Consider the following 23808-nt stretch of genomic DNA (forward strand, 5'->3'; position numbering starts at 1 on the left):
GCTGGAGGCCTTCACCTGTTCGCGAGATGGATCAACAATCCTCAGATCGAGTGGTCACACTTCCTCGACCAACGTCCCCGGATATCACACCTAGCAGGGGCCGTTCTTGGGCCGTATGAAAGCTGTACGCAGGTACAAGTCGTGGGGCGGTCAATCCTCGTCGCTCAGTTGATCGGAGAGCAGACCAGAGGTGTCGACTGTCGCCTCTCTCGCCGTTGCCGGGGTCGAAGCCCCACCGACGGGGCTCGACAGTGCCTTCATGGAGTGCCCGACGTCGTCGAGCACCTCATCGACCGTCATCCAGCCCGACGGTGCTGGTGCCGGTGTAGCCGCGTACCCGATGCCGCTGCTACCGGTTTGGTATGCGCACACGCCGGTTCCGTCGACATACGTCGCGCTGAGCGCCTGTACCTCACGTGAGATCGTGGCCGGAAGATCTTTTGAATCGAGACGCGCGCCCCAGAGGAAGAAGACCTTCGGCGGTCGTGAGCGCCGCCATTCCTCCCAGGTGCCCATGGGAGCCGATTTGGGTTGTTGCGCCAGCTTGAGATCCGTCGCAGCGAACTTGAGCTCCTTGCGACGGTTCGGCCAGTCGTCCATTGCAGCTCGCGCAGGTGTCGTCTTCGACTCGGGTGCTCCACTCATCCGAGTCACGAGACAGATACGTGGATCTTCGATCGTTCCGTCGCGCGCCGGCCATGCCACATCGATACGGTGGTCTTGAGAGAAGCCTTGGACGCGTGCCCGCGGGGCGAGGATCGACGAGCTCCGGTTTTCGAGGAGCAGACCGACTAAGTCTGCCCACCACCGTCCCTTAGACCGGTACACCGCTTCCAGGCGTCGACCCGCGTTCGCGCCGCTACGACCCATGCCTTGCGGCGTGACACCCTCTGTCCGGTAGCGATCTAAACACCAGATGATCGACAGGAAGTCGTCTTGCACCGCAGCAAATTGCGTGATGGCCTCGTTCTGAACCTTCTGCTTCAGCGTGTCCCACAGGTCGCCAGGATGGCCGACTTCATCTTCCAGCGCACTCACCTGGTGATCGCCTTCCAAGCGCAGGTAGGAGGCCATCGGCCCGTCCACTCAAGAGCGACCTTAGCTTTACTCAGTCGCCCTTGGCATCTTCGGGACCCATTCTGCGCGCCCGAAGCGCCTTCGCGGCATCCTGAATCTCAGCTACAGCGCTGGCGGAGAGGCCCAGTACCTGTACGAGTAGGGCCTCATCCACGCGCTTCACTACATTGGTCCACCGGCCGTCGCGCAGCTGGGTGTCAAGCCTGCTCTTCCCGTCAGCAAGCAGGCCCCACGCTTTTTCCAAAGCTTTTGGATTGGGTACCGGCAACACTGCCGCTTCGCGAGGCTCCATCTTGAGGATCCCGCCTCCATATGATCGCCCGAAAATTTCTGCTCCCAGCATGGTTGCGCTATTGAAAGCCAGTAGCGGGAGCGCGAATCTAGTCGGCGTCGGCACGTCCTGCCGTAGACGGATTCCATGCATGGAGTTGAGGAACGTAGAACCAATGGAGTTCGTAAACATTCTTGGATACCGGTGACTCATATAGGTGAAGAAGAGATCAGGCGGGGCGACGACCGGGGGGCGCCACCACGGCGTTCTAATCTTGCACTTATAAGCCTCGTTGACCTTGAGCTCCTCGCCGTAGCGGACATACGCCATGAGTTCGGGGGAACGGTCATCTGGGTCCGGATGAAGGAGCCATACTGGCTCGCCGGCCTCCCGAAGCTTCTTCCAATGGGCGAGCGAGAATGTAAGGCCCTTCAGGTGCTTGGTTCCAGGCGGGCATACCTTCCGCAGATGGCCTGCGGCCTCAGAGAGCCCGAATCGATCGGCCACATCTTGGTTCAAAGCGAAGAATGAGTTACCGCCCGTTACCGTACCGAGCTCAGGGCTTCCGTAGACTGAGAGCGGAACCAGGTGTTCGTCATTGATTTGCTTGAAGAGTTGTCTTTGTCGATTGGGTAAGAGCAGGTCTGTCCACTTGCCGCTGCCGGCTGGAGTAACGCTGAGATTTGTCATCGGGCGCACCCGACTTAGGTCCTCGGCGTCGTCGAGGTAGTACAGCGAGAAGGCATCGCAGCCGCCTTGCCCGGAAGCGAGGACGAGGACGACCTTCTCTGTTGCGTCATTGAACTGAAGACGCTCAAATAGAACTAGGTGGACCTGCTCGAATCGTTGCCGGAGCCAAACCCGGATGGGCTCGGCGTAGCCCACGGTGAGTAGCTCTGCCGGGAGCACCATAGCGAGGCGCCCCTTCGGCTTCAGGAAAGCGCAAGCATGGATTAGCAGGGGCGCCCATGAAGAGGTGAGTCCTGACAGGCGCACTCCTTGCTGAAGTGCGGCCCTTCTCGCCTTGGCTTGGGCTTCCGGCCCATGCTTTTGGTACCGCACAAACGGAGGGTTGCCGATTACGGCGTCCATTAGCGGAACCGGGGCCCCCAATTGGTCGGGGGTGGGCACGTCGAAGAAGTCCGCTTCTTTGAGCTGCGCGTCAATATTTTCCTCCGCGAGGAGGGATTTTGACCAATCCAGCGACGTTTGGTGCAAGTCGAAGCCATACAGAAGTTGACTGACTTCTGCGCCCTCGGCTCCTGCTTCTCTCAGCTTGCGGCCGGCGGCTAGGAGGAACACCGCTTCCCCACATGTTGGGTCCAGAACACGAGCGTTCTTGTCGCCTGCAACTGCCCATTCAGCCAGATGGTCCGCTATGGCAGGAGGCGTGAAGAACGCACCACGGTCCTTCCTTAACGCTGGACTATCCCCCGGCCGGATCACCCGGCCATGATAGTCGCCAACTGGGCGCGCCGCGTGGTGCCCCACCTAACGGCGTTGTCACGATATCGCTACGGTATGTATGCAGGGGTGCCCGGAGGCTGTTGGACGGCCACCAGCACCGCGCTCGGCCCCAGCGAAAGATGAGCCCACCCAGGTCGGCTGCCGGCATACAGCCTGGATGGCCTCATGGCTATAGAGCAGAGCATGGTGCAGACGGCGCCCCGGGTCGCTCAGCCCAGGGGCCTGATCTAGCTTTCGACCTCGCCGACCACGGAGTCATGACACCAGACGCGGGATCGATTTGAAGGTCGAGGATGGTGTCCGCGCCCCGGCCGCACACCAGGTGTGCACGTGGATTACTCGTGACCAGCAGCCACAAGTCGATCTGTTGGAGGTCGCCCTCGTCGCGAACGCGGCTTCCCACACTGCTCGCAGTTGAGAATGGGTGCCCGTAGGACCTGCAGCAACCGTCCTTTGGTAGGAGCATCAGACCGCCGACGCCTGTCGCAAGACAGAATCACTCCTCGCCACCGGAAATTTCCGGAGGTAGGGCGAAGAGAAAGCTTGGATCGCGCTTGGCTTGCCGAAGTGATTCGCGCAGCACATCGTTCTCTAGCTTACTGACGCCAGTCTTACTCTTGAAAACAACCTTCGGATCGAAAGCACTCCCGTGCTCAAGTTCTTCGTGCTCAACGTAGAAGTTGACCGAATCTATGACTTCCTGTGCGAAGTTTTTAAGAACTGCGCAAACTTCGACGTCTTTAGCCGGGAGCCATCTCTCAGGTGTATCGACGAGCCCCCTTCCGTATTCTGATTCACGTAGTACCTGCGCGATTAAGTAGTTCAACGTAAATCTGACCGACGCAAAGCTAGAGCGCAGATCGGCGCGCAAGCGGGAGCGCTCGTTACTGACTGACGAGTCGATTAGAGCTAGAAGATACAGTCTGGCAGGCGTTATCGAGCGACTAAAGATACGTCGGAAATCTTGATCAAAAAGACGCACCTTGCGAACTGCCGCCCAAGGTTCCGAAAGGTAGATTGCCATGATCAGCTGCGCGGCGTCGGTGTTGTCAATGACGCGGTCGGCGACGACATCTTCCCCCACACGGGTGCGGAGCCCGAAGCTTGCTCCGAAGGTATCTTTAATGGCCTTCTGAAGGTCCCGCATTGCGACATCACTAGAACGCTGGTCACGCATGGTAACCGCATTCTGGTTATTTGATCGATATGTAATCTTATCGGCAAGATCGCTATCTTGAGTGACTTCAACGATCTTAACCAGAACCAACAGCTCGTCCGTCAGCGCTTCGCGGTTCTTATAGAGCGTCACTAAGGATTGGCAGCCATTAACAACGCCAACGTGGCGCAATTCGAGTTTGCCCCCATCAACGGTCAATCCTTCCGTTAGGATTGTCAGACCGTTGTGATAGGCCGGAAAGTATTCGTGTTCGTCTGCCTTGCGCACCGTCTCGCGAAGCTCTCCATTAATTCGCGTTCGTCCGGCGAAGAGGCGAACGTTGCGACTGAAAAGCGTGTAATCGGCGATTCCCGGCAGTCTGTCAGCAAGCTGAATGGCAGGCACTAGAGCGATGGCCAGCTGCTCAGTTTCAGTCAGGTGGACGGCGATGGGGTCGCTGACCGCTTCAAGTCGGACTGTCTCTGGTCGAAGCGCAGCCCTTCTTGCGCGGGTGGCAACCTCGCCAAGCCGGCCTCGGTCCCAAACGTCAAGGGAGGGGTCTACTGTTGCTCTAGCCGACACAAAACTCGTTGCGGACGCGTCCATGGGCGCGTTGGTAACAAAAACTAATCGAACTGAGTGCGTGCCGGTTGCGATTTTCTCCCGAATCTCTTGTCTAAGCAAGAGATTACGAAGCTCATCGTTTGGTTTCGACGCTAGCAATCCATCTACTGTGGCGGCAGAGTTGAAGTAATCGGCGGCACCCGCGAGAGATCGAAGATCGCTATCCCCTTGCGTTTTACCCTCAGTCTCGCGCCACTTTCCTTGGAGAACAGTGATCTCCGCGAGATCCTCATCGACAACCAGAGCGTCGATGCCTTTATCTCCCCCTCCGTCACAGATGGCGTCGTCCACATCTTCTGGCTCAAGGCGCCAGACCGCGGTGAGGAACCATGCCAACATCGCCGCCGACATTGTTCGTTTGCCAATACGGAACGGGGTGACTTCTTCAGTTAATAGAGTATAGCTATTCGTGGTCACCATTCCCCCTAGTGATGTTGAATGCTAGTTTGGGGCGTAGTGGCCCATGATCAATTACACAACACCGATGCGAGGTCGCAGCTAACACCGTAACAGCCCAACGTCCCTTGTGGACCCCTACGTGAGGAAGGCTCAGTGACGACTGCTGGCACCTGACTCGAAGCCGACGTGCGAAGACTCAAGCAGCTTCTCACTATGCCGATAAGCCACGGCGTTGTGGCGTGCGGCAAATTCCCGTCGATGCGCGCCAGTACGGCAGCCGCCGTTCGCGAGTTGACCTTGGACCCCTCCAGCGTCACCTTCGCACGGTCTACAAAGCTTGCACAACGTTGACAAGAGGCGACAACCTACGCTGCTCGACCAGCCCGCCACCGACACTGTCAGTAGTCATCCAAACTTGCATCACGCTGCGCCGACACCCGCGCGGGTTAATCACTGGTTGTGGACGTTGATCAACGCTTTGGGGCAGTTTTCCGGGGGGGTAAACCAGGGGGCCGTCCCGGCCCGTCGTCATCCGTTTTCAGCGGTGCCGTCGGTGTACGGGTTCGCCTCCGAGTTACCAGAGAGACGGATGCCACGGTCGATCAGGAACTGCCAGATGGCCCTGGCGAGCGGTTCGATCTCGTGTTCCTCGATCGAGGCATAGTCGTCGGCGAGCAGTAGGTCGGCGACGTTGCCAGCGGCACGCCGCAGCGGTTGGTCGATCGGCATCGCTCATGCCCTCTCATCAGGGTCGCGGTAGGTAAGAAACCAAGATTCGATGTCGGCGGCTCGCCAGACCCGACCCATGCACAGCGACGCCATTGGGGCGGGGAAGTCGGGGCGTTCAGCAAGTTGATGGACGCGCTGACGCGACAGGCCCATCCGGACAGCGATCTCCCGCGCACCCATCAACGAAGAGTCAGCTGCCGCGTCGGTAGTCGTTGTCTCCAACTGCTTCGTACTGCCAGACCCGAGCCCTGGTTCGCCTGACCAGCCGAGGAACCGCGCGTAAAGGTCCGGCGGCGGTGTGCCTGAGCCGGCTGCCCAGTCATCGATCGCCTCGATCAGGCACGAGCCGAGAAAGATCGAAAGGCCGTGCGGGAAGCGCTGATACTGCTCGGCGAGCTCGACTTTTGCGACCGCGCAAGGCCAAGCCTGACCGCACGCCCGGCAATCCCAGGAGGGTCGTTCGCCCTGATGAGCCGTCCGAGGAACTAGCACGAGTGATCCCCTCTCGCGCGGTACTCCTGCGCCGGCGTGAGACCCCCCGCGCGTCCGATCAGCCCCAGCGGCATCGTCGGTCCGGCCCACCCTGGCATCTCAGGTCGCGCAGCCACCACATACTTCGGCACTGCTTGGACCTCGCGCTGGCGGATCACCTCCAGCCTCAGCTCCAGGCACTCCCACGGTAGGCCGCAGAGGCATCGTGGGCGACTCAGTAGCTGCCACCACCTGGGTGCCCGCTTCCCATGCATCGCGCCTCCCCGCAATCGGAAACCGGATGAGCCCCCGCCACCGCAGGGAGATCATGGATGAACGTCACTTCCCGTGTGCAACAACGTACGCCCGTGCAACGTCGTATGCAACGAGGCGATGCATGCAACTCCTAAGGGTGACGCAACCGCTTAGGGCACCCCGCGAAGTGACCTCTGGTTTGCAACACTTGGCCCACCTGCAACAGGAGGCGACGATGGGAACGGCGAGCGCACGAAGCCTCGGCCTGGCCTTACGCAAACTCCGGATCGGCACGGGCGACGAGCGAAGTCCGCAGTGGACCCTGGAAGAGGCGGCCGCAAGTATCCGGGCACACAAGTCGACCGTCAGCCGCATCGAGCGCGGGCTGGTCGCCGCGAGTCCGAAGGATGTCGAGGCCCTGCTCAGGTTCTACGGCGTCGAGGACCAGGGCCTGGCCGAGTCGATCCTGGGCCTGGCCAAGGCTGGGCGGCGGCAGAACTGGTGGGCCGACTACCGCGACATCATCCATCCGCAATTTCGGCAATACCTCGGGCTGGAAGCAGGGGCGGCGAGCTTGCACTCGTGGCAGCCGAACATCATCCCGGGCTTGCTGCAGACGGCCGGGTACGCGCGTGCCCTGGTCACCGCATTCCAGCGGGGGAAGAACCCCGAGGAGGCGACGCGGCTGGTCGAAGCACGCATGGAACGCCAGGCGATCTTGCAGGGCACAGACGCGCCCATCCTCCAGGCCATCGTCGGCGAGGCGGTCCTGCACCGAGTGATCGGCAGCAGGCAGGTGATGCACGACCAGCTCACCCGCCTCGCCGAGGCCGCTGACCAGCCGAACGTTCAGGTGCAGGTGATCCCCTACTCAGCCGGCTCGTACATACCCGAGGTCGGCGGCTTCCAGGTTCTGCGCTTCGCCGACAGCGAGGCGGGAGAAGTAGTGTGCGTAGAGATCTTGGGTCGAACGCTCTACCTCGACGACCGAGCCGAGGTCGAGCTATACCGAGACGCCTGGGAAGACGTATTGGGGAAGGCCGCGCCGCACCAGGAGTCGCTGGAGCTGATCAGGGCGGCAGCCGAGGAGATGAAGTGATGGAAGACAAGGGCTACGGCCACATCAACCAGAGCGAGCTGGCGTGGCGCAAGGGCAGCCGCTCGTCCGGCAGCGGAAGCGACTGCGTGGAAGTTGCTGATCTGCCCGACGGCGGCTTCGCCGTGCGGGACAGCAAGAATCCGGACGGACCGGTCCTGTTCTTCACTCAGAGTGAGCGCGCCGCCTTCGTCACGGGAGTGCAGGAAGAAAATCTTCTGTAGATCGCCAGAGGCACTGCCGTGCTCGGCAGTCCCAGCACAGGCCGGGTTACGGCAAGGCGGACGGCATGCTGTGGACGGGCGGGGCATCGTGGTCTCGTGTGCGGCAGCGAGGACGGCTGCGCCGATCGGGCCGAGGGTCCAACTCCACGATTGCGAGCCGGGCCGCTCGTAGCGCCGGAACCGGTCGAGGATCTCGCGCGCGAGGAGCGTGTTGAGTCGGTTGCGGGCTCGGCTGACGCTCCCGAACACGAGGTCGGCGAGTTGCCCGGTGGTGAAGGTTTGGTGCTGATAGAGCAGGTCGAGTAGGAGTCGATCTCGGGGCGTGAGCCTCGTCAGCTCGCCGGCCACGGTCGAGGCGGTGAGTCGGCCCCCGCTGGTAGCAGCGCCGATGGCGCCGGCAGGAGTGATACCTCTTATCAGTCGGTTCCGGTCCATCAGTCCTCCACACCGTCATCTACCTGGGTGAATGCCGTGTTCAAAGGGGCGCGGTCAGGCGAGTGTTCCGCCTCGTGAGGTGCCTCGTTGGGCCGCTCGTTGGAGGTCTCGTAAGACCCCTCGCGGTCGCGGCCGCAGGATCGGCTACTTCACAGCGGTGACGTTTCATCAGTTAGAGCGGTCGGCCCCACGCGAGACGGCGTGGGGCCGAGCCCACGGGCGATGGGTGCGGTGAGCTCGGGTGCGACCGGCACGGATGGCCGTCCTCCTCAAGAAGGAGTGAGCCGTCACGGGGTGTCAGCGCCGTCAGCGGGGCCGGTCGCAGCCGAGATCACCAGAGGTGGAAGTGCCCGCATTAATAGATACAGATCTCGGCCTAATTTTCGACAAACCGCAGGTCAACACCGTCGATTCGATCTTGTTCAACTTGGCCTCGATCTTGTTCAAGGAGCTGAGGCGACAGGCCGATGTCGAAAATCGGGCCGAAATTTGTATCTCTATATGTCAGCGTTCGTCGGCGGACATGGCCCAACCACACCTATGCCGCAGCCCCAGAGGCACCACGGAGACAGGTCGGTCTCGAGTGTCCGGCTTGACTGCTTCACATCGTCATACATGGATCAGTGGCGACAGCCGACGCGCCCCGTAGACCTACGTCAGGGCGGCGTCACCGCAGGCCCGGCCCGTCAGGGCCGGGCAGCCGAAAGGGCAACTGATCCGTGCGCACCACCACCGAACGCCGTACCGGACACCGGCACCGGCTACCGGTCATCCACGAACCACGCCGTCCGTGCGCGTGGCGGCCCGTCCGACCCGGCTGGCCGCCGATGAACGACCACGCTCCGGAATGGCGGCCCGACCCGCTACTGACCCTTGATGACGTCGCTGCCTGGCTCCGCAAGCCCAAGCACACCCTGTACGCCTGGCACAGTCGGGGCAAAGGGCCTCGCGCCATCCGAGTCGGCAGGACCCTGCGCTACCGGCGCAGCGAGGTCGAACGCTGGCTCGACAGCCAGACCGACCCGGAGCGCTGAGCTGTGGCCCGACCTTCGCTATCCATCGGCACGTACGGCACGATCCGCACCGAGGAACTGGGGCCCAACCGGTCCCGCGCCCGGACTCGGTTCCGCGACTATGACGGCAGAATCCGCGATGTCGAGGCCACCGACACCACCGGCCCGGCCGCGATCCGGAAGTTGAAGGAGAAGCTTCGTGATCGCGTTGCGCCCAACGATGACGACATCACGAGGGAGACCCACATCGAGACGCTGGCCAAGCTGTGGCTTGAGGAGGTGAAGGCAGAGGAACGGATCACGCCGCAAACCCTCGACCGGTACGAGATCAGTGTCAGAGTCTCGATCGTGCCGGCCATGGGAGCACTCCGTCTCCGGGAGGCGAGCGTGGGCCGCATCGACAAGTTCCTCCGGGCTGTCGCTCAAGAACGCCCTGCCGCGGCCAAGAGCGCGAAGGTCGTCCTCGGCCAGATGTTCGGTCTGGCGGTCCGCCACGGAGCCTTGCCGAGCAACCCGGTCCGGGACACGGGGCGACTGCGGAACCCACGCCGAGCGGTGGTTGCGCTCGACATGGATCAGCTGGAGAAGGTTCGTGCGGCTATCCGGGACTGGCAGCAACCCACGCCCGGGAAGTCCGGCCCACGACCCTCCGGCGACCTGGCCGACATCGTCGACCTCATGCTGGCCACCGGCGCCCGGATCGGAGAGATCCTCGCCTTACGGTGGGCCGACCTGGACCTTGCCGCTGATCAGGCAACGGTGACCATCTGCGGCACGATCGTCTACGTCCGGGGCAAAGGGTTCTTTCGGCAGGAATGGACCAAGAGTGAGGCCGGCTTCCGGAAGCTTGTCCTGCCCCGGTTCGCCGTCGCCATGCTCCTGGCTCGGAAGGTCTCCGCCTCCGACAACCCGTTCGACGCGATCTTCGCGTCCCGGCGCGGCACCTGGCTGTCTCCGCAGAACGTCCGACGGCAGTGGCGTCAGGCCCGCGCCGAGGCCGGCTTGGAGTGGGTCAAGCCGCACACCTTCCGCAAGACCGTCGCCACGCTCATCGGCAATGAGGTCAGCGCGGACAGCGCGGCCGCTCAACTCGGGCATGGCGACAAGGCGGTCACCAAGAAGCACTACATCGAAGAGCCCGCCGTCGCCCCGGACAGCTCCGCCATCCTTGAACGGCTCGGCGGCCCGCCCCGGGTCGCATGAAACCAGCCCACCGGACCTGATCGCCGCTGGCGGTTAATGGGGGATTTTCGGGGGCCAGTTCAAATCCGTAACACAAAAAATACGGCCCTGACCAGCGTAAACCCTGGTCAGGGCCGTTATCTGAGCCGCCTGACGGAATCGAACCGTCGACCTACGCATTACGAGTGCGTCGCTCTAGCCGACTGAGCTAAGGCGGCAACGAGGTCTAAGTGTACGACACTCCCCTCTCGCCGATCGCCGGGGTCGTACCAACCGGGACTGCCGATGTCACACCGCGGCACTAGTGTGCCTTTTGTGACGGACGCCCAGCCGAAGCCTGTCATCTCTCCGCCCCCGTTCTCCGGGGCGGAACACACCGTGCCGACCCGTCCGATCAGCCTGGATCCGCAGGAGCTCGGCTTCACACGGCGAAAACCGATCGGCTGGCTGGCGCCGCTGCTCCTGCTCAGCACCGGTCTTCGGGCGCTGCTCGCGATCCTGTTCGGGGCCTACCTGGACAAGCGTGAGCTGCAGAACGCGTTGGACGACGACTACTTCGACCATTCGCGGACAGCCGACGGCGAGATCTGGCTGGACTACGTGGCCGACCTCGGGGACGGGTTCGACGCGACCTACTCCATCGCGTGGCTGCTGGCGCAACCGTCGCTGACGGTGGACGGCGCGGCACTGCCCCGCGGGCGGCTGCTGCTCATGGGCGGTGACCAGGTCTATCCGCTGGCGAGTGGGGACGGCTACGAGAGCCGGATGAAGGGGCCGTACCGAGCTGCGCTGCCCGAGGCGCCGGCCGGTGAGCCCCGGCCGACGCTGTTCGCGCTGCCCGGCAATCACGACTGGTATGACGGGCTGACCGCGTTCCTGCGCCTGTTCGCGCGCCGTAAGGACGGGCACATCGGCGGCTGGCGGACCGAGCAGCAGCGGTCGTACTTTGCCGTGAAACTGCCGAACAACTGGTGGCTGTTCGCGGTGGACGAGCAGTTCGGGGCGTATATCGACGACCCGCAGCTGCTCTACTTCGAGAAGGCCGCTCGCCGGGTCGGCGCCGACGATCGGGTCATCCTGATGACGCCGTCGCCGACGTGGGTCAAGGCGAAGGACGAGCCGGAGGTCTACGACGCGGTCGACTACTTCATCCGGACGATCCTGGCCCCCACTCAGGCTCAGGTCCGGGTGCTGGTCTCCGGCGACCTGCACCATTACGCGCGGTACACCGGTGAGGAGCGGGAACTGATCACCTGTGGCGGCGGTGGGGCGTATCTGCTGGGCACGCAGAACCTGCCGCCGACGCTGACCGTGCCGCCGGAGGACACGCTGACCCGCAGTCGCAGCCTCAGCCGCGTATACCGGCTGGCTGCCCGCTTCCCCGACGCGTCGACCTCGCGCAAGCTGGGCTGGGGCGTCTTCCACCGGGTGCCGCGGCGCAACGCCGGGTTCGCCACCATGCTCGGCATCATCCACACGCTGACGATGCTGCCGATGGCCAGTGCCGTCCGGCAGCCGGACGACATCAAACGCCTGTTCAGCATTCCGCTGCTGCTGATGGTGACGCTGATCCTGGCCGGGACGGTGCTGTTCGCGAAACCGCCGGGCGCGGCCTCGGCCAAACATGCCCGGCACTGGATCCTCGGGCTGTCCCACGGCGTCGCCCAGATCGCGCTGGCCGCCGGTGGCGCCTGGGTGTGGTTGCACCTGTGGTTCCACGACTGGCCGTTCCCGGCGCCGCTGGTCGCCGCGGCGGTCGTCTACGGCCCGGTGATCGCCGTCCTGGCCACCCAGTTGGTGGCGTTGTATCTGCTGGTGGCGGGCTCGTTCGACGTCAATCTGAACGAGTTGTACGCCGGTCAGGGCATCGAGGACGCGAAAAGTTTCCTGCGGATCCACATCGCGGCGGACGGCACGCTGACCATCCATCCGCTCGGCATCGACCGGATCTGCCACCGGTGGTCGGCCGACCCGGACGGGGAACCGCATGCGCCCTGGGTCCGCCCGGAAGCGCCGTTGGCGGTCCACCGGATCGAGCCCCCGATCGTCCTCACCGATCTTCCGGCCCCGCGCTTCTGATCACCTTCGGTCACGCCCTGGGCGTTACCTGCGGGCCGGCCGCCGGCGCACGTCAGGGACCGGCTGGTCGTCACGGTTGTTGTTCGCCGCACGAACAACAACCGTGAGAACCAGCCGGACCAGGGGGACGAGCTGCGGCCGGAACCCACCGCGGAGATCGCGGCGGGACTGCGCGGGTTGCTCGACTGCGTGGACGGGTTTGCTGCCTTGACCGTGCCCACCCACGGACGTCGCCCTTACGGGCTGAGCGTTCTGGGCGCCTTGCGCCCTGCTCGGCCCGGAAGGGTCCCCGCGGGAGCGACGATCGGGACCACAGCGAACGTAGGCAATGAAGAATGTGATCTTCGGTTTGAGCGTTCCTACGCCGGCGGGTCCGGGTTGTAGTGGGCGTCGTGGGCCTGGCGCGGGGCGCAGACCGAGGCGCGTGAGCAGGAGCAACGCGAGCCGTCGGCGTCGAGGCGGACGACGACCGCGTCCTTCGGGACGCTGTGGGCGACGACCCGGCCGTCGCCCTCGGGGCTGGTGACGCGGCTGCCGATGGCCGGCGCCGATGCCTGGAATGTCTGATATAGAGGGTGCTCGTATTTCAGGCAGCACATCAGGCGGCCGCACGCGCCGGAGATGCGCAGCGGGTTCAGCGGCAAGTCCTGATCTTTGGCCATGCGGATGGTGACCGGTTCAAAATCGGTCAGGAACGTGGCGCAGCACAGGTCGCGGCCGCAGGAGCCGATGCCACCCTGGACGCGGGCCGAGTCGCGGGCGGAGAGCTGGCGCAGCTCGACCCGGCAGTGCAGGGAGGCGCCGAGGTCGCGGACCAGCGAGCGGAAGTCGACGCGGTGCGGGGCGGTGAAGTAGATCGTGGTCCGGTCGCCGTTGCCGCCGGTCCGGTCGAGCACGTGGTCGACGGCGACGACCTTCATCGGCAGGTCGTGCGCCTTGATCAGTTTCTTGGCGGCGACTTTCGCCTCGGCTTTGCGTTTGCGGAGCGTCTCGTCGCGGCGCAGGTCGTCGTCGACGGCCATGCCCACGATCTTGGGGAAGCCGTCGGTTTCCTCGCTGACCCATTGCGGCGCCCAGACGCACTCCGCCACCTCGGGGCCGTCATCGGTCGGGACCAGCACACGGTCACCGACGGACGGGGTGAACCCGGCCGGGTCGAGGTAGTAGAGGCGGCCGTACCGGTTGAAGCTGACCGCGCACAGCATGCCCATGCGGTCAACCCTACGACGCCGCACAAGCCGCACCAAATGCCGGTTTTGAACTACCCGCGCGGGTTGTCGCATAGATGCGGCGCAACCGCCCTAATCGACCTTCGTTGGCCAGTCCCGTAGACGCCGCCGCGGCGGCCCGCGTCGAAAGGAACCGCCATGACACCTGTTCGTTCGCTGGCCGCCGGCGTCGCTGCGCTCGGATTCGCGAGCACGCTCACCATCGCGTTGCCGGCCCACGCCGCCTCGCCGCCGCACCGGGCGCCGGCACCCTGCGAGCGGGCCGGACGGTACGCGGCGCAGTCGGAAGCCGAGTTCCTCCGCATCGAGCGGCTCGATCTGCGGGGCGCCAAGAAGCGGGACCACGGGGCCGGGCTGACGAAACGGGACGGCGGGGAGCGGCCGCCGGTCTCGGCGTCGGATGCTTTGCAGCAGGTCGACGGGGGTGCCTCGGCCGACCAAGCAGACGTTGTTGTGGGTGGGAGTGGGCCGGCCCCGGCCACGGGTGGGAGCGTGGCCGGGGCCGACCCGGAAGAATCCGGCCACGTCCCGGCCGCTCACCGAGCCGGCGACACGGCCACCGACGGGGACGACGCCCAGGTGATCAGCGGGGTCGGCGTCGGCGACTCGCGCAGCGTCATGATCGCGGACGCGCCGGTCAAGTCCGCCGCGGCGGGACTTCTGCTGGACGGGCGGGTCGCCGGGGCTCCCGCGGCCGAGCAGGTGCTGCAGCAGGCGCCGCCGTCGCACGGCACGGCGCTGGAACAGCACACCGGGTCGAAGCGGTTCGGGCCGATCCGGATCGGGGCCGGGGCGATGTCCGCGCACGCGCACTGGGAGCCGGCGATGGGGTGCGCGGCGGCTGACGGCGAGACGTCGCGTTCGGGCACGCGGGTTGCGCGGATGACGCTGGGCGGGGGGCTGATCGACGTACCGCAGGAACTGTCGGCCGTGAGCAGCACCGCCCTGAGCGGGCACGGCAACGGCGCGCTGGCGGTCGCCTCGTCGACGATGAGCGCCGGGCGGTTCACCCTGGCCGGCGGCGAGGTGCAGGTCAAGGTGCTGCGGGCGCCGACCCTGCGGGTCAGCATGTCGGCCACCGCCGGGGGCACGGTCCGCTACCGGCCCGCGGTCGTCGAAATCTCAGGACCAACCATTTCCCGTACGACGTTGAGCACTGCCAGTGACCACGTAGACATCACGGTGAGTAATCTTGGACGGGTGGCTGAGTCATCGACGGTCCCGGTCCTGCCGTCCGAGGGATCGCCACTCCCGTCGATCCCCGGACTTCCGACACCGTCCAGCGGCGCCCCGGCCGGGGAGAGCGCTCCGGCGGACGACAAGGCCGTCGTGCGGGTGTCGCTCGGCAACGTCCGGCAGGCGTCCAAGAGGCATGCGCTGGCGGCCCGAGCCACCGCGATCAAGGTTTCGATGGTGCGACCGGCGGCGGACCAGGGCCGCGGCAAAGCGGGGTACGCATCGTCCACTGTCGTCGCCGACCTGGGGATCGGTGTGCTGGAAGCGGCCGCGGTCGCGCCGGAGCACGGCAAACCGGTCGTCGAGTCGGGGGTCCGCAACGGCACGTTGCCGCTGACCGGGCCGGGGCTCGCCCCGATGCTGATCACGGGCGCGGGCCTGCTCGCCGGTGGCGTGTTCGCCCTGCTGCTGAGCGGCCTCCGGCGTCGCCGGACGGTCTGACCGGTCGCCTACCGTGGCCGGATCGGGCCGGCCCGGTGGGCGACCACAGTGGATCACGGCTCGTCGCGGCGCCAGATCTGACGCGGCGCGAAGCCGTCACGGCGTAACCAGTGCTCGGTGTAGACGATCCGCTCCGGTTCGATCACCACCAAGGTCTCGGACGGCGGCTCGGTGAGCGGGCGACCCCGTTCGACGTGCTCGCTCTCCCAGCGAAAGGCCTCCCAGAACGGTGCTTTGGCGGGATCGTCCGGACCGAGCACCCGGGCGCGGCCGAAGATCTGCGCGCCACGGCTGCTGGCCAGGCCGACCAAGGGGGCGAAGATGCCGGCCGAGACCCGGGGGTCGGCCGCGAGGTTGCGCATCTTCGGTGAACGCGGCGACGCGGTGAACATGATCGCGAGGCCCAGCGAGTAGTACCGCACCGGCGTCGCCAGCGGCCCGTCCGCGCCGGTGGTGGCCAGCACGCACATGTTCTGAGCGGCGAGCAGATTCCGGATGCGTTCCTCGAGCCGGTCCCGGGCGAGGCGGCGGGTCGGAGCGGGCTCGGCCAGCCAAGGGTTGGTCAACGGCATCGATGAACGATATCGGTCGTTTCCTAGTTCAGGGCCTGGGCGTCGTCGAGCAGTTCCTCGGCCTGGTCGTAACTGTCACCGACGGAACGCAGCAGGACGGCGGCCACGTCGGCGGCGGCACGGGTCTCCTCCGGCCGGGGGAACCCGGCACCGGCCACCAGCGTCAGGGCCTCGGCCGAAGTGAGGACGCCGGCCAGCGTGCCGGCCAGCCCGGCCCGGGTGCGGGTCATCCAGCCGGACAGGGCGTCGGCCAGGTCCGCGGTGGCGGTCATGCGCCGGGACAGGCTTTCCGGACCGAGGTTCAACTGCTCGGCCGTGCGGCGGCGGGCCGACTCGTACGCCTCGGCGGCGTCACCCGTCCACGTCGCGGCCAGCGGCAGGGCATCCGCGGTGTCGGCGCAGGCCTGTGCCTGGACGCGCAACTCGGGCACGGTCTCGGCGACCGCGGCCGGATGCAGCGCGGCGACCGCGCGGGCGGCATCACCCGGGAGCAGGCGAACCCGGCGCAACTGCGGCCAGACGTCGTGGCCGGCCGGGGCGCCGGTCGCCGAGAGGACCTGGTCGACACGGGTCAGCAAGGGCTCAGCGGTGGTCAGGAGATGGTCGAGGCGGTCCATCAGAGCCCCTTCAGGAAGCGGCGGCGAACCGTCTCGTCGGTCTCCGCATAACCCCGCGAATTGCTGCGCACCGCCTGGGCCAGATCGGACAGGCGCTGGGAGATTCCGGCCGCCTCCTCGGCCCGGGCCTGCAGCACCGCGGTCCAGCTGTCGTGCAGCTGCCGGCCGAGGCGGCCCGGGCGGCCGGTGTCGTCGGCGCCGAACGCGGCGGCAGCCGGCAGCAGTTGCGGCACGCGGCGGTCCATCGTGGTCAGTGCGGCGACGGCCTGGTCGATCTGGTCGGCGAGCCGGTCCATGTCAGGAACCCTCCAGTGCGCGGAACGCGCCGAACACCTCGGCGTGCAGCTTTTCCCGCGCCCATCGGGCCGCCTCGGTCGCGCTGGTGACGACGGCCTTCAGCTGGCGGGAGAACTCGGCGGTGTCACGCCGGTCGAGGCCGCCGCGCACCCGGACGTCGACGATGTCGCCGGCCGCGGTCACCACCACCTCGATCGACTGATCGGGCGAGTGCACCGAGACCTGGTGCGCCGCCACGGCCCGGTCGAACTCGGCGCGCAGACTCTCGACGCGCTTGTAGCGATCGATCGCGTCGTCGATCCACGCCTCGTCGATCTCGCGGGCCATGCACCAGGCTCCTCACCACGCGTCATGCCACCGTCGCGTTCCGGGACCGAATCTACCGGGATCGCGAGCGCCGTGGAGTCCTCTGTGGATAACTTTCCCGCGCGGACGCAGCGTCACCAAGATCACCGTTGATCATCACGTTGAGTCAGGAGCACCGGCCGCGCCGGGTGACAGCGGCAAGGGCAGGACAGGTCGTCGGGGGAGTTGTCAGGGGTGGGCAATACCATCGTCGGGTGAGTCCGGATGGGGTGTTCGCAGACCTGGTGGGGCAGGACGACGCGGTGGCGACGCTGCTCCAGGCCGCCTCGGCGGCCGCGCGCGTGGTCGCCGGGGAGCAGGTCGGCAGCGGGGCGATGACCCACGCGTGGATCTTCACCGGTCCACCCGGCGCGGGGCGGACGCTTGCCGCGCGTGCGTTCGCGGCCGCGCTCGAGTGCGAGCGGGCCGGCGCCGGGTGCGGTGAGTGCCACGGCTGCCACACCGTTCTGGGCAAGACTCATGCTGACGTACGGTTCGTCGCGCCCGAAGGCCTCTCCATCGGCGTCGGTGAGATGCGGGCGCTGGTGCTGCGCGCGGCGACCGCCCCGTCCGGCGGGCGGTGGCAGGTCGTGGTGATCGAGGATGCCGACCGGCTCACCGAGGCGGCCGGCAACGCGCTGCTCAAGGCCATCGAGGAGCCACCCCCGAGGACCGTCTTCCTGCTGTGCACCCCGTCGACCCACCCCGACGACATCTCGGTGACCATCCGGTCCCGGTGCCGGGTGGTGGCGCTGCGGCAGCCACCGGCCGACGCCGTGGCCGCCGCGCTGGTCGAGCGGGACGGCCTCGCGCCGGAAACGGCCGTCTGGGCAGCCGCGGCGGCGCAGGGTGACCTCGTGCGGGCCCGGTTGCTGGCGGCGGATCCGGAGGCCCGGTCCCGGCGTGAGGCGGTGCTGGCCGTGCCGAAACGGCTCACCGGGGTCGGGGCCTGCTTCGACGTGGCGGCGGCGCTGGTCGCGTCGGCGAAATCGGAGGCCGCGACCAGTGTCGTGGAGTCCGACGCGGCCGAGCGTTCGGCGCTGGAGCAGGCGCTGGGCGCCGGCGGCACCGGTCGCGGGGCGGCCGGGGCGATGCGCGGCGCCGCCGGCCAGATCAAGGACTTGGAGAAACGGCAGAAGTCCCGGGCCACCCGGGCGCAGCGGGACGCGCTCGATCGCGCCCTGGTCGACCTGGCCGGGTTCTATCGGGATGTGCTGATCACGGCGTTGCGCGCGCCGGTCGCGGTCGTGCACGGGGACGTGTCCACGCAGTCGGAGGCGGCAGCGCGGAAGTGGACTCCGGAGAGCGCGCTGCGCCGGTTGGAGGCGGTGCTGGCCTGCCGCGAGTCGATCAACCTGAACGTCAAGCCGGAGATCGCCGTCGAGACGATGATGCTGAACCTCTGGAAGGGCTGACCCAGCACGCGCCCATTCACAGGCCGGGAAACAGCCAGAACTGCGCTCTGACCGGGACCACCCACGGACGCCGCCCTTTCGGGCTGAGCGTTCTGGGCGCCCCGCGCCCTGCTCGGCCCGGAAGGGTCCCCGCGGGAGCGACGACCCGGACCACAGCGGAGACGGGAAGATGAATGCACAGTTCGGGATTCGGCTGGTGAGGTGAAGAGGCTGCGCCGACGGACGGTGCCGGCGCAGCCTGGCCTTCAACCGGGTCCGCGGTCAGCGCCGGACCAGCAGGAACGTCTCTCGCAGCGTGTCATAGGCCGGTTTCGGCTGCAGATTCTCGTCGAGCGGCGTCGCCGAGCCCTCGCCGTCGAAGAATCCCGGCACCCACGAGTATTTGTCGGTGAATCCCCACACCGTGTACGAGACACAATTCTTCGCCAGCAGGCAAGCCCGCAGCAGCAACCCGAATCCTTCGGCCTGAGCCTGCACCTTGGCGGCGTCCGGCGGCAGGATCATGCGGACGTCGATTTCGGTGAACGCGGTCTTCACCCCGAGCTTGTCGAAGCGGCGGACGTTTTCCACGACGTCACCGGGGAATCCGTATTGCACCCCGAGGTGACCCTGCATTCCGTAACCCTGTACCGGCACGCCGGCCGCGCGCAACCGCTTGGTCAGGGCGTAGTAGGCGTCACTCTTCGCGTTCACGCCCTCGTTGTTGTAGTCGTTGAGGAACAGCAGCGCCTTGGGATCGGCCTGGTGAGCCCAGCGGAAGACGTCGGCGACGTAGTCGGGGCCGAGTGCCCGCGACCAGATCGTGTCACGCGGCGTGCCGTCGTCATTGAAGATCTCGTTCGCGACGTCCCAGGCCCAGATCCGGCCCTTGAAATGGCCGACCTCGTCGAAGATGTGCTTTTTCAGGAGCGCGCGCAATTGTGCGGGCGTGTACGCGTCCTCGGTGAGCCACGCCGGATTCTGACTGTGCCAGACGAGCGTGTGCCCGCGGACGAGCTGACCGTTCCTCCGGGCGAAATCGACGAGTCGGTCGGCCGCGGTCCAGTCGTAGACGCCGGGCTGCGGCTCGACCACCTCCCACTTCATGACGTTCTCGGGTGTGACCGTGTCGAATTCGCGGGCGACGGCCGCCTTGTACGCGGCGTCGGCGTCGAGCGCGGCCATGTCGACCGCGGTTCCGATGTGCACCCCGGAGCCACGCGCCGCGGCCCGCAGGGAACCGTCGTCGGGCGCCGGGGACGGGTGGGCGCTGGCCGGGGCGGAACCGGCCACGGCCAGGCTGACCGCGAGGAACGCGGCGATGCGACCAAATCTCATCTGCAGTGCCTCCGAAAGTTACGAGGACTAGCCGAAACGTTATGCACAGTGACCGCCGATGGTCAACGGTGTCTATCGATGACCATCGGAGCGTTCGCATGGTGCGGCAGGCGATGTTCTACCCTTGACGGTATAGATCGGCGGCTCTACGTTACGGAGATCTGTCCCGGAGATTTCCGAAACTTTCGGAGCGTGCCATGTCCACCAGACGTCAGCTGCTCGCCCTCTCCGCCGGTGCCGCAGCCGCCGGCGCGCTCTACGAAAACCCGGCTCAGGCCCGCGCGAAGCGGTGGATCGCCAGTTGGGCGGCGGTCCCGACGACCATTCCGCCGACCCCTCCCCTGATCCTGGAGAACCAGACCGTGCGCCAGGTCGTGCACCTGAGCGCGGGCGGCGACCAGGTGCGGATCCGGCTGACCAACGAGTTCGGGGACACGCCGCTGCGGATCGGCGAGGTGCACGTGGCGCAGCGCTCCGGCAGCGGTGCGAGCACCGAGGCGGTGGCCGGAACTGATCATCGGGTGACGTTCGGCGGGCGTACGGCGGTGACCGTCCCGGCCGGTGCGCCGATCGTCAGCGACCCGGTCGCCCTGCGCGTCGGCGGCGGCACGGATCTGGTGATCAGCGTGCACCTGCCGGCGCGGACACCGGTCACGACGCTGGCCGCGTTCGCGTTCCAGGACAACGTGATCGCCGCCGGGAACGTAACCGGCGCGCGCACGGTCACGCCGACCAGCACGATCCAGCAGTACCTGTTCCTGTCCGGCGTGAGCGTGCGAGCGTCCGGCGGGGCGATCGTCACACTCGGCGACTCGATCACGAACGGTGCGAACACCGCGGCGAACGCTAACCATCGCTGGCCGGACCTGCTTTCAGCGCGGTTGGGCCACCACCTCGGGGTCGCTGACGTCGGCGTATCGGGTAACCGGCTGTTGCATGACCCCCATCCGCCCGCGGGCAGCCCGGCCGTGGGCTATGCCGCCTATTTCGGGCAGAGCGCGCTGCGCCGGTTCGATCGGGACGTCGTCGCGCAGCCCGGGGCGGAGTTCCTGGTGGTGCTGCTCGGGGTCAACGACCTGGGACACCCGGGGACGTCGGCGCCGCCGGACGAGGTGGTCACCGCCGACGATCTGATCTGGGGGCACCGGCAGCTGATCGCCCGGGCGCATCAGGCCGGGCTGCGGGCTTACGGTGCGACGATTTTGCCGTTCAAGGACGACACGCTCGGGTTCTACAGCGTGGAGAACGAGCGGAAGCGGTCGGCGCTGAACCGGTGGATCCGGGGGTCCGGGGAGTACGACGGGGTGATCGATTTCGACGCTGCGGTGCGGGATCCGGGGGATCCGCTGCGGTTGCGGGCCGCGTATGACAGCGGCGACCATCTGCACCCCAATGATGCCGGGATGGCTGCGATGGCCGCCGCTGTGCCGCTGCGGCTTTTCAGGATTTAGGCGATTCGTCCAGGCCGAAGGCTTCAGCGATCTCTTCCAGCTCGGACTCCTCCTCCTCCGCCGTCGACGATCTCGCGGGCGCGGAGGAGGCTGCCGCCGCCTCGATGGAGCTGTGAGCGGGCGTGGCCGCCGACGACGCTGAAGAGACGGGAGCGGGCGTGGCCGCCGACGACGCTGAGGAGACGGGAGCGGGGGTGGCCGCCACCGGCTCGGGGGTCGACGTCGTGTCCGCCGGCTCCGAAGCCGGCACCGGCAGCACGTCGGCCAGCCGCGCGGTCACCACGTTCGCGATCTCCTCGGCCGGCCGCGCCGCATCCAGCACCAGATACCGTTTCGGATCAGCCGCCGCCAGGTCGAGGAACGCATACCGCACCCGCTCGTGGAACGCCTTCGACTCGCTCTCGAGCCGATCCGCTCCCACGCCCCGGGTGCTGACCCGGCCGAGCCCGACCCCGGGATCCACGTCGAGCAGCACCACCAGATCGGGTTTGAGCCCACCGGTCGCCCACGACGAGAGCCAGGAGATCTCCTGCACCGGCAGGGTCCGCCCGGCGCCCTGGTAGGCGAGCGAGGAGTCCACATACCTATCGCTGATCACCACCGCGCCGCGGGCCAGCGCGGGGCGGACCACGGTGGCGACGTGGTGGGCGCGGTCGGCCGCGTAGAGCAGTGCTTCCGCCCGCGGGGAGGGGCCGTCCTCGGAGTGGTCGAGGACCAGTCGGCGGATCCGCCCGCCGAGCGGGGTCGCGCCGGGTTCCCGGGTGACGACCACGTCCTGCCCCTGCTCGCGCAGCGCCTCGGCGAGCAGGGTGAGCTGGGTCGACTTGCCGGCGCCCTCGCCGCCTTCGAAGACCACGAACAGTCCGCTGCGGACGAATTCCTCCGGCGGGGCGAGCGGCCGCCCGCGGACCGACCCGATCAGGTCGGCGAGGACGGGCACGCCCTTCTTGTCGTCCATCTGGCGGAACGCCCCGATGCCGACCCAGATCCCGACTGCGCCGGCGACCAGGAGCAGCACCCGGGTCGACGAGACGTCGAAGTGCACGGCACCCAGCTCGACCCGGCGGGAGCTGCCCAGGCCGACCAGCACGCCGGCCAGGGTGATCGCGGCCAGCAGCACCATCCGGACGCCGATCTGCACGACGGCGAAGACCCGGCCGCGGACCGCGTCCTCGACCTCGCCGTAGAGCAGGGTGGTGCCGGCCAGGAACGCCATGCCGGCGCCGGCACCGACGAGCAGCGCCCCGAACAGGGCCATGGACAGGTGGAAGGCCACACCGAGGAACATCACCGAGCCGCTGGAGAGCACGATGCTCATGCCGAACCAGCGACGCCGGGACAGGTCGCGGACGATCAGCGGGCCGAGCCCGATGCCGCACGCCAGGCCTAGGAAGATCACACCGAAGAGCAGCGAGAACGCCGCTTCACCGGCGCCGAGCGAGACCGCGTACGTCTTCGCGGCGCCGATCACCACGCCTCCGGCCGCGAACGCGCCGAAGATGCCCAGCACCAGGCCACGGACGAGCCGGGTCTTGCCGATGTACTTCCAGCCGTCGAGGAACTGCCGGGTCATGCTCTGCTCGGCCGCGGCATGTTCGCGCTCGGCGCTGCGACCGCCGATCTCCTTGATGCCGAAGAAGACGACCAAGGCGGTGGCCAGGCGCGACAGCGCGTTCAGGTAGAGGGCGATCTGCACCGGCTGCAGCCAGTCGGGCAGTGACGCACCGGACTGCTGCAGCCCGGCGGTCATCGCGGAGAGGCTCAGGGCGGCCAGGATCGGCGTGATCCCGTACGTCGTGACCAGCGTCAGCTGGTTGGACACCTCGATCCGGGACTTCGGGATGAGGTTCGGAACCGCCGCTTCCTTGGCCGGGATCCAGATGAGGGTGATCGTCTCGCCGATCAGCGTGGCCACGGTCGCCCAGATCGCGGTCAGGCCGGGTGACCCGCCGAAGACCGGGACCAGCGGGATCGACGCGTAGATCACGAACCGCAGCAGGTCCGTGATGATCATCGTCCAGCGGCGGTCGAACCGGTCGGCGAAGACGCCGGCGATCGGGCCGAGGAACAGCGCCGGCAGCAGGCGCACGGCGATCGTGGCGCCGAACGCCACACCCTGCGCGGCCGGCTGCTTGAACTGCGCCGCGGTGAAGATGCTGGTGGCCAGCAGACCGATCCAGTCGCCGAACGAGGCGGCGCCGAGCACCAGCCACAGGCGGCGGAACGGACGGATCCGGAGAACCGAACGGAGCGCGGCCGCGCCCGATAGGTCGACCGATGCGGTCTCCTGGCGGCTTTCCGTGTCGATGGCCCCTACCTCCCCGTGGTCACTGCTCGGAGCACTGTATCCGGCCGGACCAGGTCATCGGGGGTTCGCACCATCGAGTGGAGTAGAGATGAATGTCTTTCG

General features: G+C 66.8%; 19 protein-coding genes, 1 tRNA gene and 1 pseudogene. 8 read left to right on the plus strand and 13 right to left on the minus strand.

The genetic code is table 11. The features are described from left to right. Nucleotides 1-150: 150 nt before the first annotated feature. The 4 genes from ACH442_RS35180 to ACH442_RS35195 all read right to left on the minus strand — a co-directional run bounded on the left by ACH442_RS35180 (nucleotide 151) and on the right by ACH442_RS35195 (nucleotide 5723). Nucleotides 151-1074 (minus strand): hypothetical protein, encoded by a 924-nt coding sequence (locus tag ACH442_RS35180; RefSeq protein ID WP_396342389.1) that lies wholly within the window; start codon nucleotides 1072-1074, stop codon nucleotides 151-153. 34 nt (nucleotides 1075-1108) lie between these two features. After that, complete coding sequence (locus ACH442_RS35185; RefSeq protein ID WP_396342390.1) at nucleotides 1109-2794, minus strand: N-6 DNA methylase; 1686 nt, start codon at nucleotides 2792-2794, stop codon at nucleotides 1109-1111. 517 nt (nucleotides 2795-3311) lie between these two features. Then, entirely contained in the window at nucleotides 3312-5015 is a 1704-nt protein-coding gene (locus tag ACH442_RS35190; protein ID WP_396342391.1) for an AIPR family protein, read from the minus strand. Nucleotides 5016-5522: 507 nt separating this feature from the next. Then, complete coding sequence (locus ACH442_RS35195) at nucleotides 5523-5723, minus strand: hypothetical protein (protein WP_396342392.1); 201 nt, start codon at nucleotides 5721-5723, stop codon at nucleotides 5523-5525. A gap of 961 nt (nucleotides 5724-6684) precedes the next feature. Between ACH442_RS35195 and ACH442_RS35200 the strand changes: the two genes are divergently transcribed. Together ACH442_RS35200 and ACH442_RS35205 are read left to right on the plus strand one after the other, a co-directional pair. Continuing rightward, nucleotides 6685-7548: a helix-turn-helix transcriptional regulator gene (locus tag ACH442_RS35200; protein ID WP_396342393.1), complete on the plus strand. Its 864-nt coding sequence runs from the start codon at nucleotides 6685-6687 to the stop codon at nucleotides 7546-7548. Further along, nucleotides 7548-7769: a DUF397 domain-containing protein gene (locus ACH442_RS35205; RefSeq protein ID WP_396342518.1), complete on the plus strand. Its 222-nt coding sequence runs from the start codon at nucleotides 7548-7550 to the stop codon at nucleotides 7767-7769. The genes ACH442_RS35200 and ACH442_RS35205 overlap by 1 nt, the downstream gene beginning before the upstream one ends. A 66-nt stretch (nucleotides 7770-7835) precedes the next feature. Here the strand turns inward: ACH442_RS35205 and ACH442_RS35210 are convergent. Continuing rightward, nucleotides 7836-8117: pseudogene (locus ACH442_RS35210) on the minus strand (replication-relaxation family protein); the annotation flags it as partial. Nucleotides 8118-9031: 914 nt separating this feature from the next. Between ACH442_RS35210 and ACH442_RS35215 the strand changes: the two are divergent. Then, nucleotides 9032-9238, plus strand: a complete 207-nt coding sequence (locus ACH442_RS35215; RefSeq protein WP_396342394.1) for a helix-turn-helix transcriptional regulator — start codon at nucleotides 9032-9034, stop codon at nucleotides 9236-9238. A gap of 3 nt (nucleotides 9239-9241) precedes the next feature. Further along, nucleotides 9242-10420, plus strand: coding sequence for a tyrosine-type recombinase/integrase (locus ACH442_RS35220; RefSeq protein ID WP_396342395.1), 1179 nt, complete (start codon nucleotides 9242-9244; stop codon nucleotides 10418-10420). A 123-nt stretch (nucleotides 10421-10543) separates the two neighbouring features. Here the strand turns inward: ACH442_RS35220 and ACH442_RS35225 are convergent. Next, nucleotides 10544-10617: transfer RNA gene (locus tag ACH442_RS35225), tRNA-Thr, on the minus strand. Between the two features lie 67 nt (nucleotides 10618-10684). Here ACH442_RS35225 and ACH442_RS35230 point away from each other — a divergent pair. After that, nucleotides 10685-12478: a metallophosphoesterase gene (locus ACH442_RS35230; RefSeq protein WP_396342396.1), complete on the plus strand. Its 1794-nt coding sequence runs from the start codon at nucleotides 10685-10687 to the stop codon at nucleotides 12476-12478. Nucleotides 12479-12837: 359 nt separating this feature from the next. Here the strand turns inward: ACH442_RS35230 and ACH442_RS35235 are convergent, their stop codons facing one another. Continuing rightward, nucleotides 12838-13689 (minus strand): stage 0 sporulation family protein, encoded by an 852-nt coding sequence (locus tag ACH442_RS35235; protein ID WP_396342397.1) that lies wholly within the window; start codon nucleotides 13687-13689, stop codon nucleotides 12838-12840. 156 nt (nucleotides 13690-13845) lie between these two features. Between ACH442_RS35235 and ACH442_RS35240 the strand changes: the two genes are divergently transcribed. After that, nucleotides 13846-15384 (plus strand): hypothetical protein, encoded by a 1539-nt coding sequence (locus ACH442_RS35240; RefSeq protein WP_396342398.1) that lies wholly within the window; start codon nucleotides 13846-13848, stop codon nucleotides 15382-15384. A gap of 53 nt (nucleotides 15385-15437) precedes the next feature. Here the strand turns inward: ACH442_RS35240 and ACH442_RS35245 are convergent, their stop codons facing one another. The 4 genes from ACH442_RS35245 to ACH442_RS35260 are packed head-to-tail and all read right to left on the minus strand — an operon-like array spanning nucleotide 15438 to nucleotide 17197. After that, nucleotides 15438-15956, minus strand: a complete 519-nt coding sequence (locus ACH442_RS35245) for a pyridoxamine 5'-phosphate oxidase family protein (protein WP_396342399.1) — start codon at nucleotides 15954-15956, stop codon at nucleotides 15438-15440. Nucleotides 15957-15979: 23 nt separating this feature from the next. Continuing rightward, complete coding sequence (locus ACH442_RS35250) at nucleotides 15980-16573, minus strand: hypothetical protein (RefSeq protein ID WP_396342400.1); 594 nt, start codon at nucleotides 16571-16573, stop codon at nucleotides 15980-15982. Then, complete coding sequence (locus tag ACH442_RS35255; protein ID WP_396342401.1) at nucleotides 16573-16869, minus strand: hypothetical protein; 297 nt, start codon at nucleotides 16867-16869, stop codon at nucleotides 16573-16575. The genes ACH442_RS35250 and ACH442_RS35255 overlap by 1 nt, the downstream gene beginning before the upstream one ends. Nucleotide 16870: 1 nt before the next feature. After that, nucleotides 16871-17197: a YbaB/EbfC family DNA-binding protein gene (locus tag ACH442_RS35260; RefSeq protein ID WP_396342402.1), complete on the minus strand. Its 327-nt coding sequence runs from the start codon at nucleotides 17195-17197 to the stop codon at nucleotides 16871-16873. Between the two features lie 233 nt (nucleotides 17198-17430). Here ACH442_RS35260 and ACH442_RS35265 point away from each other — a divergent pair, with 233 nt between their 5' ends. Beyond that, nucleotides 17431-18630 carry a DNA polymerase III subunit delta' gene (locus ACH442_RS35265; protein ID WP_396342403.1) on the plus strand — a complete coding sequence of 400 codons (1200 nt, stop codon included), beginning with the start codon at nucleotides 17431-17433 and terminating at the stop codon, nucleotides 18628-18630. Between the two features lie 261 nt (nucleotides 18631-18891). Here ACH442_RS35265 and ACH442_RS35270 read toward each other — a convergent pair whose 3' ends face one another. Beyond that, nucleotides 18892-19947, minus strand: a complete 1056-nt coding sequence (locus ACH442_RS35270; RefSeq protein ID WP_396342404.1) for an endo-1,4-beta-xylanase — start codon at nucleotides 19945-19947, stop codon at nucleotides 18892-18894. 197 nt (nucleotides 19948-20144) lie between these two features. On the opposite strand from ACH442_RS35270, the gene ACH442_RS35275 reads away from it, so the two are divergent. After that, on the plus strand, nucleotides 20145-21398 hold the full coding sequence (locus ACH442_RS35275) for a GDSL-type esterase/lipase family protein (protein ID WP_396342405.1): 1254 nt from the start codon (nucleotides 20145-20147) through the stop codon (nucleotides 21396-21398). Here the strand turns inward: ACH442_RS35275 and tmk are convergent. Next, on the minus strand, nucleotides 21388-23604 hold the full coding sequence (tmk, locus tag ACH442_RS35280; protein ID WP_396342406.1) for a dTMP kinase: 2217 nt from the start codon (nucleotides 23602-23604) through the stop codon (nucleotides 21388-21390). The two genes, ACH442_RS35275 and tmk, sit on opposite strands and share 11 nt — an antisense overlap. Between the last annotated feature and the right edge of the window lie 204 nt (nucleotides 23605-23808).

The sequence above is a fragment of the Actinoplanes sp. NPDC020271 genome (genome assembly GCF_044388125.1).
In the GTDB taxonomy this organism is placed as follows: Bacteria; Actinomycetota; Actinomycetes; order Mycobacteriales; family Micromonosporaceae; genus Actinoplanes.